This is a genomic window from Haloferula chungangensis (assembly GCF_042664875.1).
Taxonomy (GTDB): Bacteria; Verrucomicrobiota; Verrucomicrobiia; order Verrucomicrobiales; family Akkermansiaceae; genus Haloferula; species Haloferula chungangensis.
Map to the genome: position 1 here is coordinate 375,150 of NZ_JBHTBS010000003.1, position 20,428 is coordinate 395,577.

A 20,428-nucleotide genomic window follows, 5' to 3' on the forward strand; every position below is an offset into this window, starting at 1 on the left:
TTTCCAATCTTCCATCCCTGACAACGCCTTGTCATTCAATCTCCATCACCTGCACTTCTCGCCCACGCCGCTGACTTTGGCGTTCGGCCTGATTGCCTTGATCGCCATCGGCGTCCTCTGCGTGATCTCCTGGCGACGCAGCGCCCACCGGCTCCGCACCGGCCTGTTAGAAGCTCTGCGCTTCCTCATCACCTTGCTCGTCGTCCTGTGCTTGTGGAAACCCGAATGGCTGACCGTCGTCGATCCCGACACCAAGCCACGCATCGCCCTGCTCGTCGACGCGTCCGGCTCGATGAGCACGCTCGACGCCGAACTTCCGGAAAACATCGATGCCCAGCGCACGGTCGTCACCCGTAGCAAATGGGTCGACGCAGTCATCAATGACGATTTTCTCGACTCACTCAGCGCCGACGATTCGAACGAGATCCTCACGCGTGAAATCGCCGCACCGCCGAGCGATGACTCGAAGCTTGCCGGCACCGACCTTTCGCAACCCGTCATCGATCTGTTGGAAAGCGAAAGCAACCTGCGGGCTGTCGTGCTCTGGTCGGATGGCGATTTCAATCTCGGTCAACCGCCGGTCGTTGCAGCCCAAAAACTTCTCCAGCGTGGCGTTCCTCTATTCACCATCCCCGTCGGCAGCAACCGTCGATTGCCAGACCTCGATCTGATATCCGTCACCGCGCCGACCTACGGCATCGTCGGTGAAAAAGTGCAGATCCCTTTCACCGTGCGGTCCTCGCTGGATCGCGAGGTCCGGACCATTGTCCGCCTGCGGGACGAAGCCGGTCGCGAGAAGACCAAAGAACTCGTTCTTCCCCCCGGCGAAGAAACCTACGAGTCGATTCTCTGGCAAATCGACTCCGAGGGATCCTCTACCCTGGAGCTTTCGCTCCCTGTTGCCGAGGGCGAACGCGTCGAAGCGAACAATGCCCGCAAGTTCACCCTCTCCGGTCGACCCGAATCGATCAAGGTGCTGGTGATTGAATCCCTGCCCCGCTGGGAATACCGCTATCTCCGCAACGCCCTCTCCCGCGATCCGGGCGTCGAACTTTCCTGCCTGCTCTTCCATCCCCAACTCGGCATGGGCGACGGTCCCGATTACATTCAGGAGTTCCCCGAGAAACCTGAAGACCTGGCGAAGTACGACGTCGTCATCCTCGGCGATGTCGGAGTGGAGCCCGGTCAACTCACCAAGGACCAGTGCGAACTCATCAAGGGACTCGTCGAAAGCCAGGCCAGCGGCGTGGTCTTTCTTCCCGGGTCGAAAGGAAATCAGCGGAGCCTGTTAGATAGTCCGCTGGGTGAACTGATTCCGGTGGTTTTCGATGCAGAAAAGCCGGAAGGCATCGTCGATCCCGTGGCTTCTCCTCTGGAACTCACGGGCGAAGGACGCGGCTCGTTGCTCACCTTGCTCGCCGATACCGAGGAAACCAACCCGCAGGTCTGGCGGTCGCTCCCCGGCTTCTACTGGCACGCCGCCGCACTCAAAGCCAAAGGCGGCACTGAAGTTCTTGCCGTCCACGCCAACCGTCGGACCAACTTCGGTCCGACACCGATCATCGTCACAAGCACCGCCGGCAATGGCAAAGTGCTTTACATGGGCATCGACTCCGCCTGGCGCTGGCGGCGCGGCGTGGAGGACAAGTACCACTACCGCTTCTGGGGCCAGGTCGCACGCTGGATGTCCTATCAACGGAACATGGCAGCAGGACAACGCGTCCGCCTCTACTTCTCCCCCGAGCGCCCGGCCCCCGGCGACATCGTCACTCTCAATGCCAACGCCTTCGACGAAAATGGTGCGCCGCTTGAGGACGGCAGCGTGTTGATTGACGCGCTGCTTCCCGACGGCAGTTCGCAGCGCATCAGTCTTGAGAAAAACGACACCGCCTGGGGCTCCTTCACCGGACGCATCAAGATCGATCAACCCGGCGAATGGAAGCTCGTCGCACGCATCGAAGGCAGCGAAAATGACGCCGTCGAAGCCACGTTATTGGCCCAAGGCATCGAGCTCGAAAAAGTCGGCCAACCCGCACGGCCCGACGTGCTTGAGGAAATGGCGCGCATCGCCCGTGGCCGGATGCTCACTTCCATCCAGCTTCCCGAACTGATCCGTGAAATCCGCGCTCTTCCCGAGCCTCGTCCAATCGAGAACCGTCTGGCTCTGTGGTCGCATTGGATCACCGTCACGCTGCTCATTCTCCTCCTCGCCATCTTCTGGACAGGACGGAAACTGAACGGGAATTTCTAAGCCAAGGAGCCGCGACTTCAGTCGCTGAAACCATCCAAAACCAGCGACTAAAGTCGCTGCTCCTTGTGGCTTTCCGGACGGCATTTCGCATGCCATCCTCATCCCATGCCGCGAGCCCTTTGCATCGTCCTCGACTCCGTTGGCTGCGGCCATGCGCCCGATGCCGCCGACTTCGGCGATGCCGGATCGAACACCCTCGGCCATCTCTTTGCGCGCATCCCTGATTTCGAGCTCCCGAACCTCGCCTCGCTCGGTCTTTACGAAGTCATGCGTTCGTTCGATCCCGAGTTCCCGCTCAGCTCGCCTGTTCTTGAAAACGCCGCCCACAGCTCGATGTGCGAGACCTCCGTCGGCAAGGACACCACCACCGGCCACTGGGAGATTGCGGGAAACGTTCTCGACGAACCTTTCGCCACCTTCGAGAGCTTTCCCGATGACCTGTTAGAAGAGATCGGCAAATCCGCCGACACTTCCTTCATCGGCAACTTCGCCGCCTCCGGCACTGAAATCATCAAGCAACTCGGTGAGGAGCACATCCGCACCGGAAAGCCGATCGTTTACACCAGCGCCGACTCCGTGCTCCAGATCGCCGCGCACGAAGAGCACTTCGGACTCGAACGGCTCTATCAGCTCTGCCAAAGCGCCCGCGACGTCCTCGACCGAAGAGGCATCCGCATCGGTCGCGTCATCGCCCGCCCCTTCATCGGCGAAGACGCCACCAGCTTCCAACGCACTTCCAATCGCCACGACTACTCGCTGCAACCGCTTCCAACGATTCTCAACCGCCTCCAGAACTCGGGAATCCCAAGCGTCGGCGTCGGCAAGATCTCCGACATCTTCGCCGGATCCGGCATCAGCGAATCCCACCCCACAAAATCTAACAGCGATGGCATGGCCACCATCGACCGAATTTGGGCCGCGCAAAAAGTCGGCTTTATCTTCGCCAACCTGGTCGATTTCGACATGCACTTCGGCCACCGCCGCGATCCCGAAGGCTACGCCAACTGCCTGCGTGAGTTCGACGTCTGGCTCGGCAGTTTTCTCCCGAAAGTCGGCGACGATTTCCTCCTCATTACCGCCGACCACGGCAACGACCCCTACCACCCCGGCACCGACCACACCCGTGAGCAAGTTCCCCTTCTCACCCTGAATCCACCGAGCAAACCCACTCACTCACCCGATTTTACGCAAGTGGCCACACTGGTCGGAAAATACTTCCAACTGGACACGTAAAACATTTGTTATAACGTAATCTCATGACCTTGAAGATTACAAACATCGGCAATTCGGCGGGGATCATCCTTCCCAAGGAGCTTCTCGAGAAGCTTCGAGTAGGAAAGGGCGATCAACTTTTCGTCACAGAGACTCCCAATGGAATCGAACTGACGCCGTATGACGAGGAGTTCTCGCTCCAAATGGAACTCGCTGAACAGATCATGCGGGAAGATCGAGACGTACTCCGGAAACTCGCCCAATAATTTCCATGGCCGAGCCCCACTGGATCAGCGTGAAAGTCGCCCTCGCCCTTCACGCTCGGCAAGTCGCCGAACATGGAGGCGATTCCGCCGTAAGGGAGTTTGAGCTTCTCGCTTCGGCAATCGCTAAGCCACAACAGAGGCTTCACGACGAACCCACCTCCACTCTCTTCCAGTTGGCTGCTGCTTATGCGTCTGGCATCGCCAAAAATCACCCTTTCGTCGACGGCAACAAACGGACGGCATTCGTCGTCTATCGGCTGTTTTTGCTAAGAAACGGATTCACCTTATCTGCATCAAAAACAGAACGTTATCTCTCAATGTTGCAACTCGCGTCGGGAGAACGAAGTGAAGACGAGTTCGCCCAATGGCTGAGCGATAACACAAGTCCCATCGCATGAACCTCCACATCCCCACCCTCATCGGCCGCAAGCGTGATGGCGAGCATCTGCCTGCTTCAGAGATCCGCGCGCTGATTGATGGATATGTCTGCGGAGAAGTTCCCGACTACCAGATGTCCGCCTTCGCGATGGCCGTCTTTTTCAAAGGCATGAATGCCGGAGAAACCGCAGCGCTCACCCAGGCGATGCTCGATAGCGGTGATGTGTTCGAACACCCACAAGGCCACCCACCCGTTGTCGACAAGCATTCGACCGGCGGCATCGGCGACAAGGTCTCCCTGCCACTTGCCCCGCTCGTCGCCTGCACCGGAGTGTGGGTGCCGATGGTTTCCGGTCGTGGTCTCGGCATTACCGGCGGCACGCTCGACAAGCTCGAATCAATTCCCGGTTTCAAGGTCAACATCTCGCTGGCAGACGCGGAGAAACAACTCGCCGACATTGGCGTGGTGATGATGGGCCAGACCGAGCGATTCTGCCCGGCCGACAAGAAGCTCTACTCCCTCCGCGACGTCAGCGGCACCGTCCCCTCCATCCCCTTGATCACCGCATCGATCATGTCGAAGAAGCTCGCCGAGTCGCTCGACAAACTCGTACTCGACGTGAAGTTCGGCAGCGGTGCCTTCATGAAAACCGAGAAGGATGCGCAGAAGCTCGCGGACTCGATGATTGCGGTGGGCAAGGAGATGGGAGTTGAAGTCCATGCGATACTCAACCCGATGCACGAACCGCTCGGCCGCTCCGTCGGAAATGCGCTCGAAGTCATCGAGTCGATCGAATGCCTCGAAGGCGGCGGTCCCGAGGATTTGAGAAGACTCGTCCTCGACCTCGCGGAAAAAATCAGCCCGGCATCCCGCAACGAACTCGAAGCCTTGCTCAACGACGGCACCGCTCGAAAGAAGTTCGACGAGATTGTTAGAGCGCACGGAGCGAATCCTGACGACCTGCCTCGACTCGCCGAGATCCACAAAGCCCCCGTCATCCGCGAGTATCCCTCACCCGATACCGGCACGATCGTTGCGGTCGATGCCGGACTCGTCGGTCAGGCGGCCCTTCAACTCGGCGCCGGCCGTGCCCGTGCCACCGATGCCGTGAACTTTGCCGTCGGCTTCGATCAGATCGTCAAGTGCGGTGAAAGCGTCCACCAGGGCAGGCCGCTGTGCCGAATTCATGCCGAGAACATGATCGACTTTGACATGGCTGAAGCCCTGCTCGACAAGGCATTCAAGATCGAGCCATGAGTCACTCCCCCTCCAAAGCCGGCAGGATCATCGGCATGATCATTCTCTGTGGCTTCGCCGCACTGCTCGCGTGGAGCTTCACACGCCCGGCGAAGACCCCGGCCAGCAGACGTTTGATTCATGCCGAGCAGGAACTCCAGCAGATCACTGAAAACAGCCGCGAACGAACCGATGCCCAACTCGTCCGTCAGCTGCTCGACGAAGACCTCAGCGATCGGAGCTTCTCATTCCCGACCATCGTTCTCGCCACATCCGACCGAAAAGTCATCCCGCTCGATCCGGAGCGCGAATCCCATCAGCGCGTCATCGCCGCCATCGAAAAAGCGCTCGTGGAATCCACCGCCGAACTCAGCCAGCCCGACTCACCGGTCCGTGAACTGCGCCGCATCAACGAAGGATCCCGCTTCTTTGAAGAAGCTTTGTTAGAAAAAATCAACGCCACCGCCGGACTGAGCTGCGAGATCCCATCGACCCGCGAAGGCGAGCGGCAGCGCAGTGGCTACCCGGACTTGAAAGTCGTCGATGAATCAAGCGGAGACGTCTTCTACCTCGATCCGAAGCTCGTCGAAGATAGCTCGTGGAAAAGCAGTTTCCGCAGCTTCTACTTCGAGCCGAAGAACCAGACGCTCAAGATCAACGACCACGCCGTCCATCTGTTAGTCGGCATCGGTCACGATGGCGAAAGCGGTGAATGGACATTCGGTGAAACAAAAATCGTCGACCTCTCCACCTTGAAGGTGCGCTTGAAAGCCGAGTTCCAGGCATCCAATGCCGACCTTTACGGGGCTGACGGCAAGGACTGATCAAGCGCCTCCCTGTCGGGCGGAATCCACCAGCACCTTCGCCACGATTTCCACGGAAGAAGCATCCAGCGGCTTCGGAAGGACGGTTCCGAGGACGAGATATCCAATGGCGGTTTCGACTGGAATCACTACCAGAAAGGCATCCGAGCCGACCTTGACGTGGACATTTCCCGGCTGCCCGGGGACCGGACGGTAGGCCTGCGAAAGACTGCGGGCCAGAAAGTGAAGTTTGGCATAAGCGCGATCATCGAGCACCGCTTGCCCTTCGCGATCCAACACGAAGACCGAGCGTGCGCCGGTATGATGAATCAGCCAATCGCGGAAACGCTCCATCCGATCCATGAGCGGACCTCGCCTTCCCTCACCCTCTCGATCGTCGCGGGTCCCGGATTCGATGCGAAATGCCTGCGCTGCGGAATTTTCCCGCTCCCGTCTCTCCTCAGGCTCCCCTTGCGAGGCTTCCGCCCCTTCAGGTTCAGTTGATTCCGGAGCGGGAGACGGAGCGTTCTCTTGAAGGGCTTTCTTTTCCGGCGCCTTCTCTTTAGGCACCTCGACCCGTTCCGGCCTCACCGCCGTAGCGGGCAGCGGAGGTGGCGTGACGACCGGCGCAGCGGGCTCGACCGGTGCTTCAGCGGCGTTCGAGGTGAAACCTTCAAATCCCGGACCAAAGCCAGCATCCGGGCTCTCAGAGATCTCCGCTTCTTTCGGAGCCGACAGCAACTCAGCCGCCAGCCGGCGGACAGCATTTCCATCGATCCATGGCTCGACCGGGTCCATGGTCAGTCGATCTGGGATTGCCTGCCCGGAATTCTCAATTTCGCTTCGATCTCAGCCCGCAGCGAGTCGAACACCGCCAGAGCAGCGCCACCTTCCTCCATGACTCCAACAGGAAGGCCACGCGCACTTGCCTTTAAGAAAAGGGGATCTCTTGGCACCGTCGTCCGCAGCACCAATGCCTCGGGAAGAAGTCCGCGCAGGGCCTCCACCGATTCGCGACTCTCCGCCATCCCTTCCTGAACCATCGTCAAGAGCACCCCGAGAACCGTCATCCTCGGGTGAATCACCCGCAGTCGGTTCAGTCCTTCGAGCATCTTGGGCATCGAACGGATCCCCAAAGGTTCAGCCTGTTGGGGAACCAGAACCGCCTCGCAGGAGCAAATGACGTCAGCCGTCAGCCCGAAAAGCCCCGCTGGCGTATCAATCAGACAGACATCGAAGTCCCTGGCCTCGACCGCACGCAGAAAACTTCTGACACGAGGAAGGTGCGCTCCGGTAGGCGCTCCGCCCACCTCGTAGTCGCTCGCCTGACCGCTGGCCACCAGTGAAAAGGTCTCCAGTCTCGTGGGAACAAGGAGCTTTTCAAAGGGGATTCCCGGATCCGCCAGATAGTCATAAAATCCTGAAAGCAAGCGCGATTGACGAGTCAGCGACAAGCCAACCGAACCCTGAGGATCGGCGTCCACCAACAAGGTTTTGAGACCCGCACGTGCAAAGGCATGGGCGAGGTTAATTGAGACGGTGGTTTTACCCACCCCTCCTTTTTGACTGGAAACCGCTATGCTGATCACGCTTTATCTACTTAAGGAAATCGCTGCCGCAGCGTAGCTTGAGCTTGTAGGGGCGAAAGTCTTTTCTGCACGCTGTCTCAGGAGAGACGTTTCCAGCCTCCCCGCCATTCCCCTGTTCCATGAAATTCACCTCCCCGATCTTTGCGGCCGCCATTTCGATATCGCTCATCTGTTGCAAATCCAAATCCACCTCCGAGGATCAAAACCGAATTCCCCCGGAAGTCGTTCCCGAGATCCAGGAGAACCGCCTCGGTGAAGAGCCCAGCGCATTCCTGGCGAGCGCAGCGGATTCCAAAATCAACTGGCAACCATGGAGCCCGGAAGTCCTCGATTTTGCCAAACGCTCTCAACGGATGGTTCTGGTCCTGATCGGAACCGCCCGCTACAATGGCTGCTTCGAAACGCTGGAAGCCCTCGATCGGAATCCGACCATGGTCGAACGGATCAATCGGAACTTTGTGCCCGTTCTTACCGACATCGATCTAACAAGAGAGACCGGCCTACTCGCCTACAACCTCAGCTCGGAAGCAAAGGCCTCGGTTTCCTTCCCTTTTCTCATACTCCTCTCGCCCGAGGGAAACCCGGTGACCTGGCATCCTATCCAATACAAAAGCGATCGCGAAACCCTGGCCTTCTTTGACAACAGCATCGAGGTCATCAGCCGCCTCTGGTCCGATGACCCCGACTACGTTACGAACGACAGCGCACTCAAAGCCGATCTGCGCAGAGACAGCCTTCCCGATCCCGACAAGGAAGTGCCGGAAATGGAAGAACGTCAGCGACGCTACGAGGCGGCGATGAGGAGACTCGAAAGCTTTTACGATGAAGACCTCACCTCCCTGGCGGGCTCCGGCGGGCTTTTTCCTCTCGGTGTGTTCGACACCCTCGCACTCGCTCGCTACGACGAATCCCTCCCTCCATCCCAGCGACAGAAGTTCGGCGAAACTCTCGATAGCTTCATCCAGACGCTCTTAAGCAGCGCCATGGTCGACCCCCTCGATGGCGGCGTCCACCCGGCACGTCGAGGGTCGACCTGGAATCTCGTCATGGGCCGCCGGGATTGCTCCACCCAAGCCCGGGCCGCCCGCATCTTTGCACGCATGCACCAACTCGACGGCTACCCTGGAACGCTGGAAGCCGCAGTCGGAGCCATCCGCTTTGCCGAGACGTACTACCAGACTCCCAATGGACTCTTCTCCCTCAGCGAGAAACCTGACTCCATGGAAACCAAGAGCTGGCTCTGGACCGTTGACCAAGTCTCATCCGTCCTGAGTGACGATGAGTTCAAGGTTTGGAAAACCTACTCAGCCCTCAATGACATCGGCAATCTGCCCTCGGAAGCCGACCCCAACCGGAACTATTTCCGTCTGAATTCCCTGGCCGCTGCGGTCCCGCCCGAAGAGGTTGCAAAAGTGACCGGATTTGATCTCGCCGAGGTGAAATCGCTGATCGAATCAGGTCGGAAAAAACTGAGGAAATCGCGGGAAAGCCGCGCCCCTCGGCCAGCCCCCGATCACAGCCCCTCGGCACTCGCCAGCTTCAGGATGGTCTCGGCCTATGCCTCGCTCTACACAGCGACTGGTGATGCCAGCTACCTCGAGAAAGCCGTCAAACTCGGTGAAGCGTCGCGCAAGCATTTCCTCAAAAACCGATTCCTCAACGAACGCCCCGATGGTGAGCCCGAGGGCGCGAGCGACGGGCGCGCCTTCAGCTATGCCATCGCCATCCAGGCAGGGCTCGATCTCGGTGCCATCACCCTCGAAGACGATTGGTACCTGTGGGCGCAAGACCTCACCACCCTGCTCGCCGAGAATTTCGTCACCAAAGAAGGTCGCCTCCTCGAAGTTCGCCAGGTCTCACAAGTCGTCGAGATTGATTATGAAGACCGCATGATGGTTTTCGACGATTCGACCGCCGGCCAGTTGCGGCTCAACCTTCAGCGCTTGCTTGCACTCGGATTCCAAACACCCCCTAGCCTCTCGGCATGGCTGAACTCTCTGCCACCGATCGACAATTTCCCGATTATCTTCACCGACTCCTTGATTGCGACCGCCCACGAGTGGAACCACCTTACGGTCAAACTCGGCCGTGAATCTCCTCAAGAGCTGGTTGACGCCGTCCGCACGCTTCCCCTGCAACTCTTTGTGCGTCGCCGGGAGGGCTCTGATGGCGTGACGATTACTCTTCAGAATGACACTGAAATCAGTGCCAACACCGCCGAAGACATCAAGAATCTCATTCAGAAACCGTGACAAAAATAAATTTTCGTCGATCTTCCGAGCAGAACATGAAACCCATTTCCCTTCTCCTTCTTCCGATTCTGACATGCATGGCCCATGCCGATACCATCCGCATGCGCGATGGCTCCGAGCTCACCGGCGAAGTCGTCACTGAAAAAGACGATCACTACGTGGTCAAAGTCCAGGTCACCAAAACGATCCGTGACGAGAGGAAGATTCCCAAAAAGGACATCCTTGAAATCGTTGCCGAGAAAAAAGACCTGCTGGCATTTGAGGAAATCAAATCCCTGGTGCCGACACCTGATCTTCTCACTCTCGAACAGTACGACCAGCAAACAGCAAAGGTCGAAAATTTCATGAAGGAGTTTCCTCAATCCCGTCTCCTCAAGGACGCGGATGCTCTCCTCAAAACGCTCGACGCGGAACGGGAAGTGATCGCTGAAGGCGGATTGAAGTTTGAGGGAAAGATGGTTCAGGCCAGTGACCGCGCCGCTCATGCCTATCCCCTCGATGCCCGGATTGCCGCCGCCAAAGTCGTCAATGCTCCCGATACTACTCAGGCGTTGCGCGCTTGGACGGAACTCGAATCCAAGTACGGCTCGAGCAAAGCCTACCTTGATGCCCGTGAGTACGCCCGGAAATTGATGCTGACCCACCTCAGGGCGATCGAGAAAAGCCTCGATTCCTATGACCAACGTATGAAGGACCGAGAAGCAGGGCTCGCGCGAATCGACGAGCGCGATCGCGACCGGACCAAAAGAGCCATTGAAGAACAGAATGCCGCCTACCTCGCAAAAGTCGCGAAGGAAAAGGAAGAGAACGTCAAGTGGCCGTCCCTCGACCCCAATCACAAAGGTCCGATGATGGAAACCAAGCGACTTCTTGAAATGGAACTCTCCAAGCTCGACAAGCTTGACCCTTCAAAGCTCCCCGATGGAGACAAGGCATGGAATGACGCCTGGTCCGTCCTGAGCTCTGGCGGAACCGACCGTCAGGCTGCCTCCACCGCTATCTCCGCCGCCCGCAGCGCCCGACTGCCGGCGGAATACATCACCATTCTCGAGGCGAAAATTCCGGAATAGCAGGTCGATCTCCGCGGGATGGTCCGCTCCCCCGGCTGGCCCCCTCACCCTTTCACCCGAGAAAGCACGTTCCCTGCGTTGACAGCGGCGCTTCATCCGCCGTCAATGCAGCCGCATGCAACGCCGGACCGCAAAGCGTAGTCGCTCCACCGCCGAAACCCGTATCGAACTCGCCATCGACCTCGACGGCGATGGCAGCTCGAAGATCGCCACGGGCATCCCCTTCTTCGATCACATGCTCACCCTGTTTTCCAGGCACGGGCTGTTCGACCTCGAACTCGAAGCCGACGGCGATCTTGAAGTCGATTTTCATCACACCGTCGAAGATACCGGCATTGTCATCGGCGATACCATGCGCGAGGCCCTCGGCAACAAGCATGGGATCCGTCGATACGGTTGCTGCTACCTGCCGATGGATGAGACGCTGGTCCGCGTTGTGGTCGATTTGAGCAATAGGCCGCACCTTGAGTTCCGCGCTCCAGCCAACACCCCTTCGGCGCCCAATCTGCCCTTCACCCTGGTGGAGGAATTCTGCCGTGCCCTTGCCTCGAACCTGCGTGCCAACGTCCATGTCGAGCTGCTCTATGGTCGCGATGGACACCACATCGCCGAAGCCATTTTCAAAGGCCTGGCCCGCGCCTTGCGCGAAGCTTGTGAAAAGGATGCCCGCGTGAAAGGGATCCCAAGCACGAAAGAAGCGCTCTGAGTCCGCCATGAAAGTGGGAATCATCGACTACGGCGCCGGAAACCTCCGCAGCGTCGCCAACGCCGTCCAAAGCCTCGGCATCGAGCCTCGCGTGTTTTCCACACCCGACGGCTTTGATGGCCTCACTCACGTGATTCTTCCCGGCGTCGGTGCCTTCGGCGACAGCATGGAAGAACTTACCCGCCGCGGCCTCGATGAGCCGATCCGGAAATGGATCTCTGAGGACAAGCCGTTTTTCGGCATCTGCGTCGGCTACCAACTGCTCTTTGAGTCCGGAGAGGAAAGCCCCGGCATCGCCGGTCTCGGAGTTTTCAAGGGCAACGTCTGCCGCTTCCCGGAAGATGGCCGGAAAATTCCTCACATGGGCTGGAACGCCGCCGTCGCCACCAACGAGTCCGACTCCGAGTGGGACGGCCTCGGAGCTTCCCCATTTTTCTACTTCGTCCACTCCTACTACCCAGAGCCTCAGGATCAGTCACTGGTTGCCATGCGCACCGACTATGAAGGACTCAGCTTCGCCAGCGCCATTCGTCGCGGCAAGCTGCTCGCCACCCAGTTCCACCCAGAGAAGAGCCAGAAAGCAGGGCTTCGGCTGCTTGAGAACTTCCTGCGCTAGGCTGGGACCGAATGCGAGCAGGATGTGAATAACTCCCATTGGAGGATATGCACAGTCGCCGTCGCCTGCCCTAAATGGGCTGAAACAAGCACCTTGCGGCGATTCATCCTCCTGGGACCCCAGGATTCAGGGCTTGGGAAAATATTCACACTTATTCACACCAGGCTCTGTGAATAAGCCGCGAACAAGCGACTCCACTCGCTCAACGTCAGCGACTTGCACTCCACCAAAAACCTTATTCGAGGATCTTCCCATGTTATTCACATTTGGGAAATGAGGAGAGACCCCCCACCTCTGGGGATCAAAAAGCCGCCAATGGCGAGCAGAAAAGGGGTGGTGAAGAACGTTAGGGAGATGATGTGAATAACTTGGGAGAAAGTCGTTCAACCCCCTTTTCTCAAAGCGCCGGAGCCCGCTCCCCCATCTGAAAGCCCTCCGAACAAACCGCGAAGAATCATCCGGATGACCGAGAAGACAAGATAGCAAACCCCCAGCAGCAGACCCACGGTCGCCGCCAGGACGACGGCCACAATTCCGAGCACCACCCACAGCGGCCACCATCTCCGATCGAGATTGATCACCCGTCCGCGCATCCCTTCACGAGACCACGCCGAATGCGGACCGGCGCTTCTCTCCGTTCCGTTCTGGGGTCCTTTTGGCGGCACGACACCATCGATCTCGATGACTTCCGCTTCGATCGTTTCCGGCATACCTCGCCACCATGCCTCTTCTGCCGGACCTTGCAATGGGAACATTTCCCATCGATTCCACTCACCGGAATGCCACAATCTTCGCGACTTCACTCGTGTTCTCCTGAGCGACAGGCTGAGGAGGGATGCCACGTAAGCTCAGCACTCCGATGCGAAATCGGCACCCGATCCGCCAAACCCAACCGTGACCACCATTCCAATGACACTGAGCCTCTCCCGTCTCCTCACCCTTATCGGATCCCTGCTTCTCAACTTCGGGCCCGTTCTCCTGGCTGCGGGGGGAAATTCCGGACCTGCGCCCAAGGTTCCCGATCTCACTGCGGGAGGACATTGCGATGAGAACCACGACTGGACTCTGGGTCCAACGGGCGCACGCGGATGGATCCACGCAGGGAACCTGGACACCTGCGACGCTCGCCAGATTTTGATCACGGCCGTGGCCAGGAACTCACCGGCCTCAGAGGCCCTGAAAGTGGGAGACGTGATTCTCGGGGTATCCTCCAAACCTTTCGATAGCGACGCCCGGGTCGCCTTCGGAAAAGCCATTACCACTGCCGAGGCAGGAACCGGCGACCTCACATTGCTCCGCTGGCGGGACGGAAAAGAAGAATCAGTCACCATCGAGTTGCCGGTCCTCGGAAGCTATTCCGCGACCGCCCCCTACGATTGCCCGAAATCCAAAGCCATTTTTGAGAATGGCTGCGAGGCACTGGCCGAGCAAATGCGGGCGAAGAAAAACCGCGGCAACCCGATCACTCGTTCACTCAACGCCATGGCGCTTCTCGCCAGCGGTGATCGGAAATACCGCGACCTTATCAGGGAAGAAGCCCAGTGGGCCGCCAACTACAGGATCACCGAGTTGAGAGGATTCCAATCGTGGTACTACGGCTATGCCAATCTCTTCCTGGCGGAATACGTGCTCGCAACCGGCGACCCATCCGTCGTTCCCGGAATGAAACGCATGAGTCTGGAAATCGCCCATGGTCAAAGCAAAGTCGGCACCTGGGGCCACACCTTTGCTCGAAAGGTCGATGGCATTCTCATGGGTTACGGCGCCATGAACGCACCGGCACTGAGTCTAACCATGTCACTCGTCCTCGCCCGCGAGGCCGGCGTTTCCGACCCCGCCATCGACCGAGCGATTGAAAACAGCGACCTTCTGCTCTCCTTCTACATCGGTAAGGGAGCCATCCCTTACGGGGATCACGAGCCCTGGACGAAGACCCACGATGACAACGGAAAAGGCAGCGCCGCAGCCGTCATGTTCGACCTCATGGGTGATCCGCATGGCACCGCATTCTTTTCCCGAATGGCCACCGCCTCACACAACGGCGAACGCGACGGCGGCCACACCGGCAACTTCCTCAACATCCTTTGGGCGCTTCCCGGCGTATCCCGCCTCGGTCCCCATGCCACCGGAGCCTGGATCGAGGAATTCGGCTGGTACTTTGATTTCGCGCGCCGCCACGACGGCACCTTCCTCTATCAGGGAGAGCCGGGCATGAATAAGAAGAACCACGCCTACGCCGGCTGGGACAGCACGGGTGCCTATCTCCTCAGCTATGCCCTACCGCTGAAGTCACTCCGCCTGACCGGCAAAAAGCCGAGCTGCATTCCTCCAGCGGATCAAAGTGAAGCCGCCATGGTCATCGCAGCCGGAAAGGACTGGAGTCAGCAGCACGGAACGGAGCGCTACTCGCGATACGACGTCGAGTCCCTGATGGCTGGTCTCTCCAGCTGGTCACCGACCCTCAGGGAACGCTGCGCTGCCGAGCTTGCCTCGCGCCAAGCCAACATCGTCCCCCGGCTGATCGAGTTGTTGGAATCCGACGACATGAACTCAAGACTCGGTGCCTGTGCCGGCCTGAAGAGATCCGGCCAGAGAGGAGCCCCCGCCGCAAAGCTTCTGCGAAAGATGCTTTCGGAAGATGACATGTGGCTGCGCATTCAAGCCGCCGAAGCACTTGCCTCGATCGGCCCCGCAGGCAGAGCAGCGATTCCCGATCTGCTGCGGCTCGCTTCACGCGACATCGCTGACGATCCCCGTGGCATGACCCAACGCTACCTCGCCTTCATCCTTTTCCAGAAGCCGATGAGCGGAAGAAGCGCGGGACTGCTATCCAGATCCCTTGATGGGGTGGATCAAAAGGACTTGAAGGAAGCCGTCACCTCCATCCTGAGCAATCAGGACGGCCGGGCACGCGGTGCGGTTTCCAGCATCTTCGACAATCTCAGCTACAAGGAAATTGAACCACTTCTGCCAGCCATCTACGAAGCCGTGGCCCATCAAGCACCGAGCGGCATCATGTTCGGCGATCTAATCCGCCTGAATGGCATGAACTACCTTGCAAAGCACCACATCAAAGAAGGACTGCCCTTAACGGTCGCCCTAATCGAGCCCGACCGGTGGGGCCAGGGAAGACGATTCGCCCCCTGCCTGAAAGCGCTCCTCCTTTACGGAAAAGAAGCGCAATCCCAACTCCCCGAACTCCGCAGGCTTGAAGAGCTCCTGGTTGAAAGAAGCAAGGGCAAGAAACCCGACAAGAACCTTGAATTGCTTCGGAGCACAATCAAGCAAGTCGAAGCCGCCACCGAGTCCCCAAAGCTTCAGGATCTCCCCGGATAGGCGTTTTCATACCACTGCGAACTGGCATCTTCCGTCTCAAGAAACGCGGAACTGTCTACAATGGGTGTTCACACTGACCCCCAACCCCAAAAACAAGAAAGCCTAACCCCTTGATGGTTAGGCTTTTAAAATGGCTCCGGCGGTAGGGTTCGAACCTACGACCTAGTGGTTAACAGCCACCCGCTCTACCGCTGAGCTACACCGGATTGATATTTTGAATCGCCCCTTGCGAGGCGGGCGGAAGATGGATTCTACACCGGGGTGGAGGCAAGTGAAAAATGCCTCGTTTGTTCGACATTTCCCAAATTTTTTCGAGGAGGTCCCGGGAACCAGCTCCCATCGCTGTCAATCGAGCCGTCGGATCCCTTCCTTCAGATGATTTCATGCGGCCCAATCTCCTGATGGAGCTGAAACGCAGTCAGGCTCATGCTTGACCAGGGTTCGCGAAGGTGACCCGTGAGGAAGCCAGTGATTCGACACCATGGTTCTGCGTCTGGACGCACCCGGTCCGAGAAATCCTGACGGACCAGGAAAGAACGTTGCTTCCTCACTCGATGAGGTCGCTACGGTTTTCAGAGAGAGGCTGGTTCAAAAAGCGCTCCACACTCGGCGCTGGATTACCGAGGCGTCGTGAGGTCGCGGAACTCGTCTTCCAAACCGCTCGATCCTCCGCTGGCAGGCGAGGTTCCCCGCAGGGCACTTCGCAATTGCTCGGCCAAGTCATCAGCCGGTTTGGCGGTGGTTCCAGAAATCTTGATGCGCGCCCAGTGATGGCCGTTGCTGCGGCGGTTGAAGACTTCCGGGAGCGCCCGCGAGGCGGTGCCCAGCACTGTCGAATCCGGCAAGCCGACGTCCAGGACCCCATCCAGTGCGCCGCCCTTTTTCTCGGACAGTGATCCTTCGATACGAATCAAGCTCTGCGAGACAAATGAGATTTGTTCGAGCTTTGTCTCACTGGGGCTGCGTTTGAAATGGGCACGAGCTTCAGACTCAAACCGTGCCTGTGCCAGTCGATCATTCCCCACTTCAAGGGACAGCACGTTGAAAAACTCAAGGTTGTGCAAGGTGAGAATGGAGGAAAGCGTGGCGTGAATCGGAGCATCAATGCGCAAGCTGTCCGGCTTCGTTACGTCGAAGAAAACCCTTCCGGTGTTCACTTCGTGATCGGGAGTCTCAAACTTCGCGTCGATGATCCGACCCAAGCCACTACCGAACAGCGCCAATGAGGGCATTTCCGTGAGTTGGAAACGCAATTCGCTCTCCCCTCCCCTGGTGAGAATCGGAGGCAACTGATCACCACGCAGGCGGACCTCGGCATCGGGTGCCCCCTCAGGAGCCAGCTCGATGTTCCCTACTTTGACTCCCTCACTGGAAAGCGTCAGCGATGCGAATTCCAAATCAAAGGAACCCCAATCCATGATGCGCGTCTTTCCTCCCTGCAGCACGAGGTTGCCCATCGCACGATTGGCATCGGGAACCTGGAACGAGGCCTCCGAACCGCTGAGCATCATTGCCGGCGCCTGACCTTCGCCAAACTTCACATTGAACTTCTTGGATCGATAGGAGAAGTCGAACGGGCATGGACCCGCAGGAAGACCGGCCTTGTCTTCGATCTTGGGTGCGGCTGCACGGAGAACGAGTTCACCTCCGTTGGCTGCCGAGATTTGCTGACCACGGAGTTCGTCGCCGAAATAACTCGAGAGCTTCACGTCGCCCTGGATCCCGTGAAGCGTCAACCGGGCCGCCGGCTGATCCTCGGGCCAGCTGAGCTCGATGCTGCCGGCACCCACACTCACAGGAGTCGAGCGAAATTGCTTGGTCTTCACCTCCGCACCGGTCCATTCGGCAATCTTCGCTTCAATCCCTTCGCGGTATCCCTTGCTGTTCAGATAAAAGACCCAGGCCAAGGCACCGATTCCCAGAGCAATAACCATCACCGTGACAAGAGCCGCCATCACCAAACTGCGCTTGCGCTGCTTCGCTTCAGCTTCCTTGTGAGGTTGGCGCGACCGGCGTTTCCGCTTTCTTACCTTCATCACCTGCGTCCCGTCTTCACGGGTCACAAGCTGGGGTTCGCCATTGGAACTCCCCTCGCCACGCGTGCGAAGGCGGTCCATCATCTCATCGATTGAATATTTCTCCTGGTCGGAATCTGACATCAGCGCAAAAGGAATGGGCTCGAAAATCGAGCCGTGCAAGGGCAAGAAGTCGCCTTATGGATTGAATGGACGACCCGCTGCATCCACGACCGTCACCGTGACGAAGAAAACAATCGCTGTTTGAACCGGTGAGTAAGCCTGACTCTGGAACAGACGACCAAACACCGGGATATCTCCAAGGATTGGAGTCTTGTCCTCAACCTTCTGGGTCTTCTCCTGCATCAAACCACCGATGACGATCGTCTGACCGTCGGCAACCGTCAGCGAGGTTCCCGTCTTCATGACGGAAAACACCGGCATCAGAATGCGGTTCGGGGTGATCTCCACTTCGACGGGGACGCCGAAGCCGCCCAAGCCTCCGGGAGCCGATGAATTGATCGGACTTCCATAGTTCAGAAAGCCGTCGAAGTCCGTGATGTTCGGAGCCAGGGTGATGTCGACGTATCTCTTGTTCTGACTCACGGTCGGTAGCACCTCCATGACGATGCCCGTTTCCCGCATTTCAAAGGACGTCGGGGTCGCAGGGGTCACCGGCGACACGCCAGCGGCATCCGGAGTGACCGCTCCTGTTCCGAGATCGACGGTGCCTCCGCCACCGACGGAGTTTGGCAATTCGGGGGGCTCGTATTCGGTGGGATAGGTCAATTCCTGCGTCACACGAATCGACGCTGCCTGTCCACTACGTGTCACGACGGATGGTACTGCCGCGAGATCAACTCCAGTCTTTTGGTCGAGACCCCGCATCAACATCGTAACGTTGCCATCGTTGATCACGCCATTGACCCACAGTGCACCTGGAGCCCTGGCAGTGGTCCGGCCACCGCCGGTGCTTCCCGCCAGGATCAGTTCATCGATTGCGTTCGCACCGATCGCCTCCGATCCGCTGCGATTGCCGGCGGTGATCGGATTACCGGAAAACTGACCGGGAGGAAGGGCCACATCGCTCAGATCTCCCCCATTGCCCTGGGTTCCGCCAGTTAGATAGGTGCTGTCGATACCAGGAACAATCCCGTTACCACCGAGACCGAAGTCGCTGAGTAGCCAATCGAAGCTCAATTCCTCGAGACGCTTCTTCTGCGTCTTGATCATCTTGATTTCGACGATCACGTGCGTCGGTTCGGTGTTGGCCATCGCCTCCACGATCTGTTCGACGATTGAATGATTCACGGCCGTATTCCGGACCCGCAAAGTGCTGTTTCCCGAATTGAACATGGCGGTGGCACCTTCAGGAAAGGACACGCCTCGGGTTTCAAGAATCTCGCGCGCTGACAACTTCTTGGCAATCAGCCCATCGTCAGAGGGCTCAGCAAAAGGGTCGTTCGAAGCAACGTCGCTTCCACCTCCACCGGAAGAACCGGCAGTCAGGAAATCGGGCGGCACACGGTACGACTTGAGGAGCATGTCGGTCGCATCCGACCCCGCAGGACGAATCACCAACGCGTAGGGTTGCGTCACCGCGACCGTTTTTGTCGCCTCAGTGATGTAATCGAGCGCGGTGTTAAAGGGAACGTTTCTCAGGTTGAGATTGAAGCGGATCTCGCGGATGGATCTTCCGACCTCGGAGTCCGGCGAACCCAGATCCAGAACCATGTTGATTCCCTTCTGAGTCGGGTCCAGTTCTGAGGTATCGAGCGCGACGGACTGCTGCCGCAAGTAATCCATCGCCTCCTGGATGGTCACATCCTCGAGGAAAATCATGGGAATGACCAAATTCTGCAGCTTGGTCGCGATGTTCACCCCTTGGCCTCCTTCGATCAGAGGATCGAAGTCGGTTCCCATCTCATCGATGTCATTGACCTTGAGTTCCCAGCCTTCAGCGACATCCGCCAGCATGCTCGAGCGAGCCTCGTCGCGGGCGGCACGGTAGTAATCCGTCTGCGCCGCCGTGACTTTCTCCATCCCACGCCGTGCCGCGACATTGTAGGGGTCAACCTTCAGCACGTCCTCATAGACCATCTTCGCCTGATCAAACTTGCCGAGATTGTAGGCACCTTCGGCACTGTAGAGCAGTTGACGCACCTCTTCGATGTCCCGGGTATGCTCTTTGGTTCCTGAAGGATTGGTGCGAATCGGATCATTGATCCATTCGAGCGTCTCCGTCGCGCCCGGATGCTGGGGGGCAATCTCGTCCACCAGCACCTGGTTGATGGTCGTCTCGGCTCCTTCCACATCGCCAAGTCGGCGTTGCTTGCGCGCCACTTCGATGGAAGCCTGGGCGTAGCGCTCCACCGCCTCACGGCGCAGCTCGCTAATTGCCGGAGCACCGGCAGGAAGAAGGTCCAGCGCTCCACGATAAGCAGTCGCTGCCTCTTCGTAGCGGGCGGCCTCATAGGCTTCGTCACCCGATTTCAAAAGCTCATGGGCTTCGGATGCGGCGGCCGAACGGCGCTGCAACTCAGCCTGAGCCAAATCCGAGTGCCCGCTTTGCGCGGCAAGGGGTGCAGCCAATACACAGAGAGGCGCAATCGCGAGAAGTGCGGCCCTCAGGGATCGACGGGAGGTCGGTAAATCAGTCAAAAGCATGCGGTTTTGCAAGGGCTTATAGGGAGGCCA

16 protein-coding genes and 1 tRNA gene are annotated in these 20,428 nt (G+C 58.5%); 11 read left to right on the forward strand and 6 right to left on the reverse strand.

Features of this window, described 5'->3' with window-relative positions; genetic code table 11:
• The first annotated feature begins 28 nt into the window (after nt 1-28).
• The 6 genes from ACFQY0_RS08240 (at nt 29) to ACFQY0_RS08265 (ending at nt 6,168) form a co-directional block, all read left to right on the forward strand.
• On the forward strand, nt 29-2,251 hold the full coding sequence (locus tag ACFQY0_RS08240) for a hypothetical protein (RefSeq protein ID WP_379711236.1): 2,223 nt from the start codon (nt 29-31) through the stop codon (nt 2,249-2,251).
• A gap of 105 nt (nt 2,252-2,356) precedes the next feature.
• Nucleotides 2,357-3,484 (forward strand): phosphopentomutase, encoded by a 1,128-nt coding sequence (locus tag ACFQY0_RS08245; RefSeq protein ID WP_379711238.1) that lies wholly within the window; start codon nt 2,357-2,359, stop codon nt 3,482-3,484.
• Nucleotides 3,485-3,507: 23 nt separating this feature from the next.
• Complete coding sequence (locus tag ACFQY0_RS08250) at nt 3,508-3,729, forward strand: AbrB/MazE/SpoVT family DNA-binding domain-containing protein (protein WP_379711239.1); 222 nt, start codon at nt 3,508-3,510, stop codon at nt 3,727-3,729.
• Between the two features lie 5 nt (nt 3,730-3,734).
• Entirely contained in the window at nt 3,735-4,127 is a 393-nt protein-coding gene (locus ACFQY0_RS08255; protein WP_379711240.1) for a type II toxin-antitoxin system death-on-curing family toxin, read from the forward strand.
• Nucleotides 4,124-5,365 (forward strand): thymidine phosphorylase, encoded by a 1,242-nt coding sequence (locus tag ACFQY0_RS08260; protein WP_379711242.1) that lies wholly within the window; start codon nt 4,124-4,126, stop codon nt 5,363-5,365. Before ACFQY0_RS08255 ends, ACFQY0_RS08260 begins: the two co-directional genes overlap by 4 nt.
• The gene (locus ACFQY0_RS08265; RefSeq protein ID WP_379711244.1) at nt 5,362-6,168 is read left to right on the forward strand and encodes a hypothetical protein; all 807 of its coding nucleotides are present in this window, start codon (nt 5,362-5,364) and stop codon (nt 6,166-6,168) included. Before ACFQY0_RS08260 ends, ACFQY0_RS08265 begins: the two co-directional genes overlap by 4 nt.
• Here ACFQY0_RS08265 and ACFQY0_RS08270 read toward each other — a convergent pair whose 3' ends face one another.
• Both ACFQY0_RS08270 and ACFQY0_RS08275 read right to left on the reverse strand, forming a co-directional pair.
• On the reverse strand, nt 6,169-6,945 hold the full coding sequence (locus tag ACFQY0_RS08270) for a hypothetical protein (RefSeq protein ID WP_379711246.1): 777 nt from the start codon (nt 6,943-6,945) through the stop codon (nt 6,169-6,171).
• A 2-nt stretch (nt 6,946-6,947) separates the two neighbouring features.
• The gene (locus tag ACFQY0_RS08275; protein WP_379711248.1) at nt 6,948-7,736 is read right to left on the reverse strand and encodes a ParA family protein; all 789 of its coding nucleotides are present in this window, start codon (nt 7,734-7,736) and stop codon (nt 6,948-6,950) included.
• Between the two features lie 119 nt (nt 7,737-7,855).
• Here ACFQY0_RS08275 and ACFQY0_RS08280 point away from each other — a divergent pair, with 119 nt between their 5' ends.
• From ACFQY0_RS08280 to hisH, 4 genes are all read left to right on the forward strand, one after another.
• Nucleotides 7,856-9,988 (forward strand): DUF255 domain-containing protein, encoded by a 2,133-nt coding sequence (locus tag ACFQY0_RS08280; RefSeq protein WP_379711249.1) that lies wholly within the window; start codon nt 7,856-7,858, stop codon nt 9,986-9,988.
• A gap of 35 nt (nt 9,989-10,023) precedes the next feature.
• Nucleotides 10,024-11,058, forward strand: a complete 1,035-nt coding sequence (locus ACFQY0_RS08285) for a PTPDL family protein (protein ID WP_379711251.1) — start codon at nt 10,024-10,026, stop codon at nt 11,056-11,058.
• Between the two features lie 115 nt (nt 11,059-11,173).
• Nucleotides 11,174-11,764, forward strand: a complete 591-nt coding sequence (hisB, locus tag ACFQY0_RS08290; protein WP_379711253.1) for an imidazoleglycerol-phosphate dehydratase HisB — start codon at nt 11,174-11,176, stop codon at nt 11,762-11,764.
• A gap of 7 nt (nt 11,765-11,771) precedes the next feature.
• Nucleotides 11,772-12,380: an imidazole glycerol phosphate synthase subunit HisH gene (gene hisH, locus ACFQY0_RS08295; protein WP_379711255.1), complete on the forward strand. Its 609-nt coding sequence runs from the start codon at nt 11,772-11,774 to the stop codon at nt 12,378-12,380.
• A gap of 383 nt (nt 12,381-12,763) precedes the next feature.
• Here the strand turns inward: hisH and ACFQY0_RS08300 are convergent, their stop codons facing one another.
• Nucleotides 12,764-13,135, reverse strand: a complete 372-nt coding sequence (locus ACFQY0_RS08300; RefSeq protein WP_379711257.1) for a hypothetical protein — start codon at nt 13,133-13,135, stop codon at nt 12,764-12,766.
• Nucleotides 13,136-13,274: 139 nt separating this feature from the next.
• Between ACFQY0_RS08300 and ACFQY0_RS08305 the strand changes: the two genes are divergently transcribed.
• Entirely contained in the window at nt 13,275-15,716 is a 2,442-nt protein-coding gene (locus ACFQY0_RS08305) for a DUF6288 domain-containing protein (protein ID WP_379711258.1), read from the forward strand.
• 131 nt (nt 15,717-15,847) lie between these two features.
• Here the strand turns inward: ACFQY0_RS08305 and ACFQY0_RS08310 are convergent.
• From ACFQY0_RS08310 to ACFQY0_RS08320, 3 genes are all read right to left on the reverse strand, one after another.
• Nucleotides 15,848-15,922, reverse strand: a tRNA-Asn gene (locus tag ACFQY0_RS08310).
• A 411-nt stretch (nt 15,923-16,333) separates the two neighbouring features.
• Nucleotides 16,334-17,875, reverse strand: a complete 1,542-nt coding sequence (locus ACFQY0_RS08315) for an AsmA family protein (protein ID WP_379711259.1) — start codon at nt 17,873-17,875, stop codon at nt 16,334-16,336.
• Nucleotides 17,876-17,929: 54 nt separating this feature from the next.
• Complete coding sequence (locus ACFQY0_RS08320; protein ID WP_379711261.1) at nt 17,930-20,398, reverse strand: Amuc_1098 family type IV pilus outer membrane protein; 2,469 nt, start codon at nt 20,396-20,398, stop codon at nt 17,930-17,932.
• Nucleotides 20,399-20,428 lie beyond the last annotated feature (30 nt).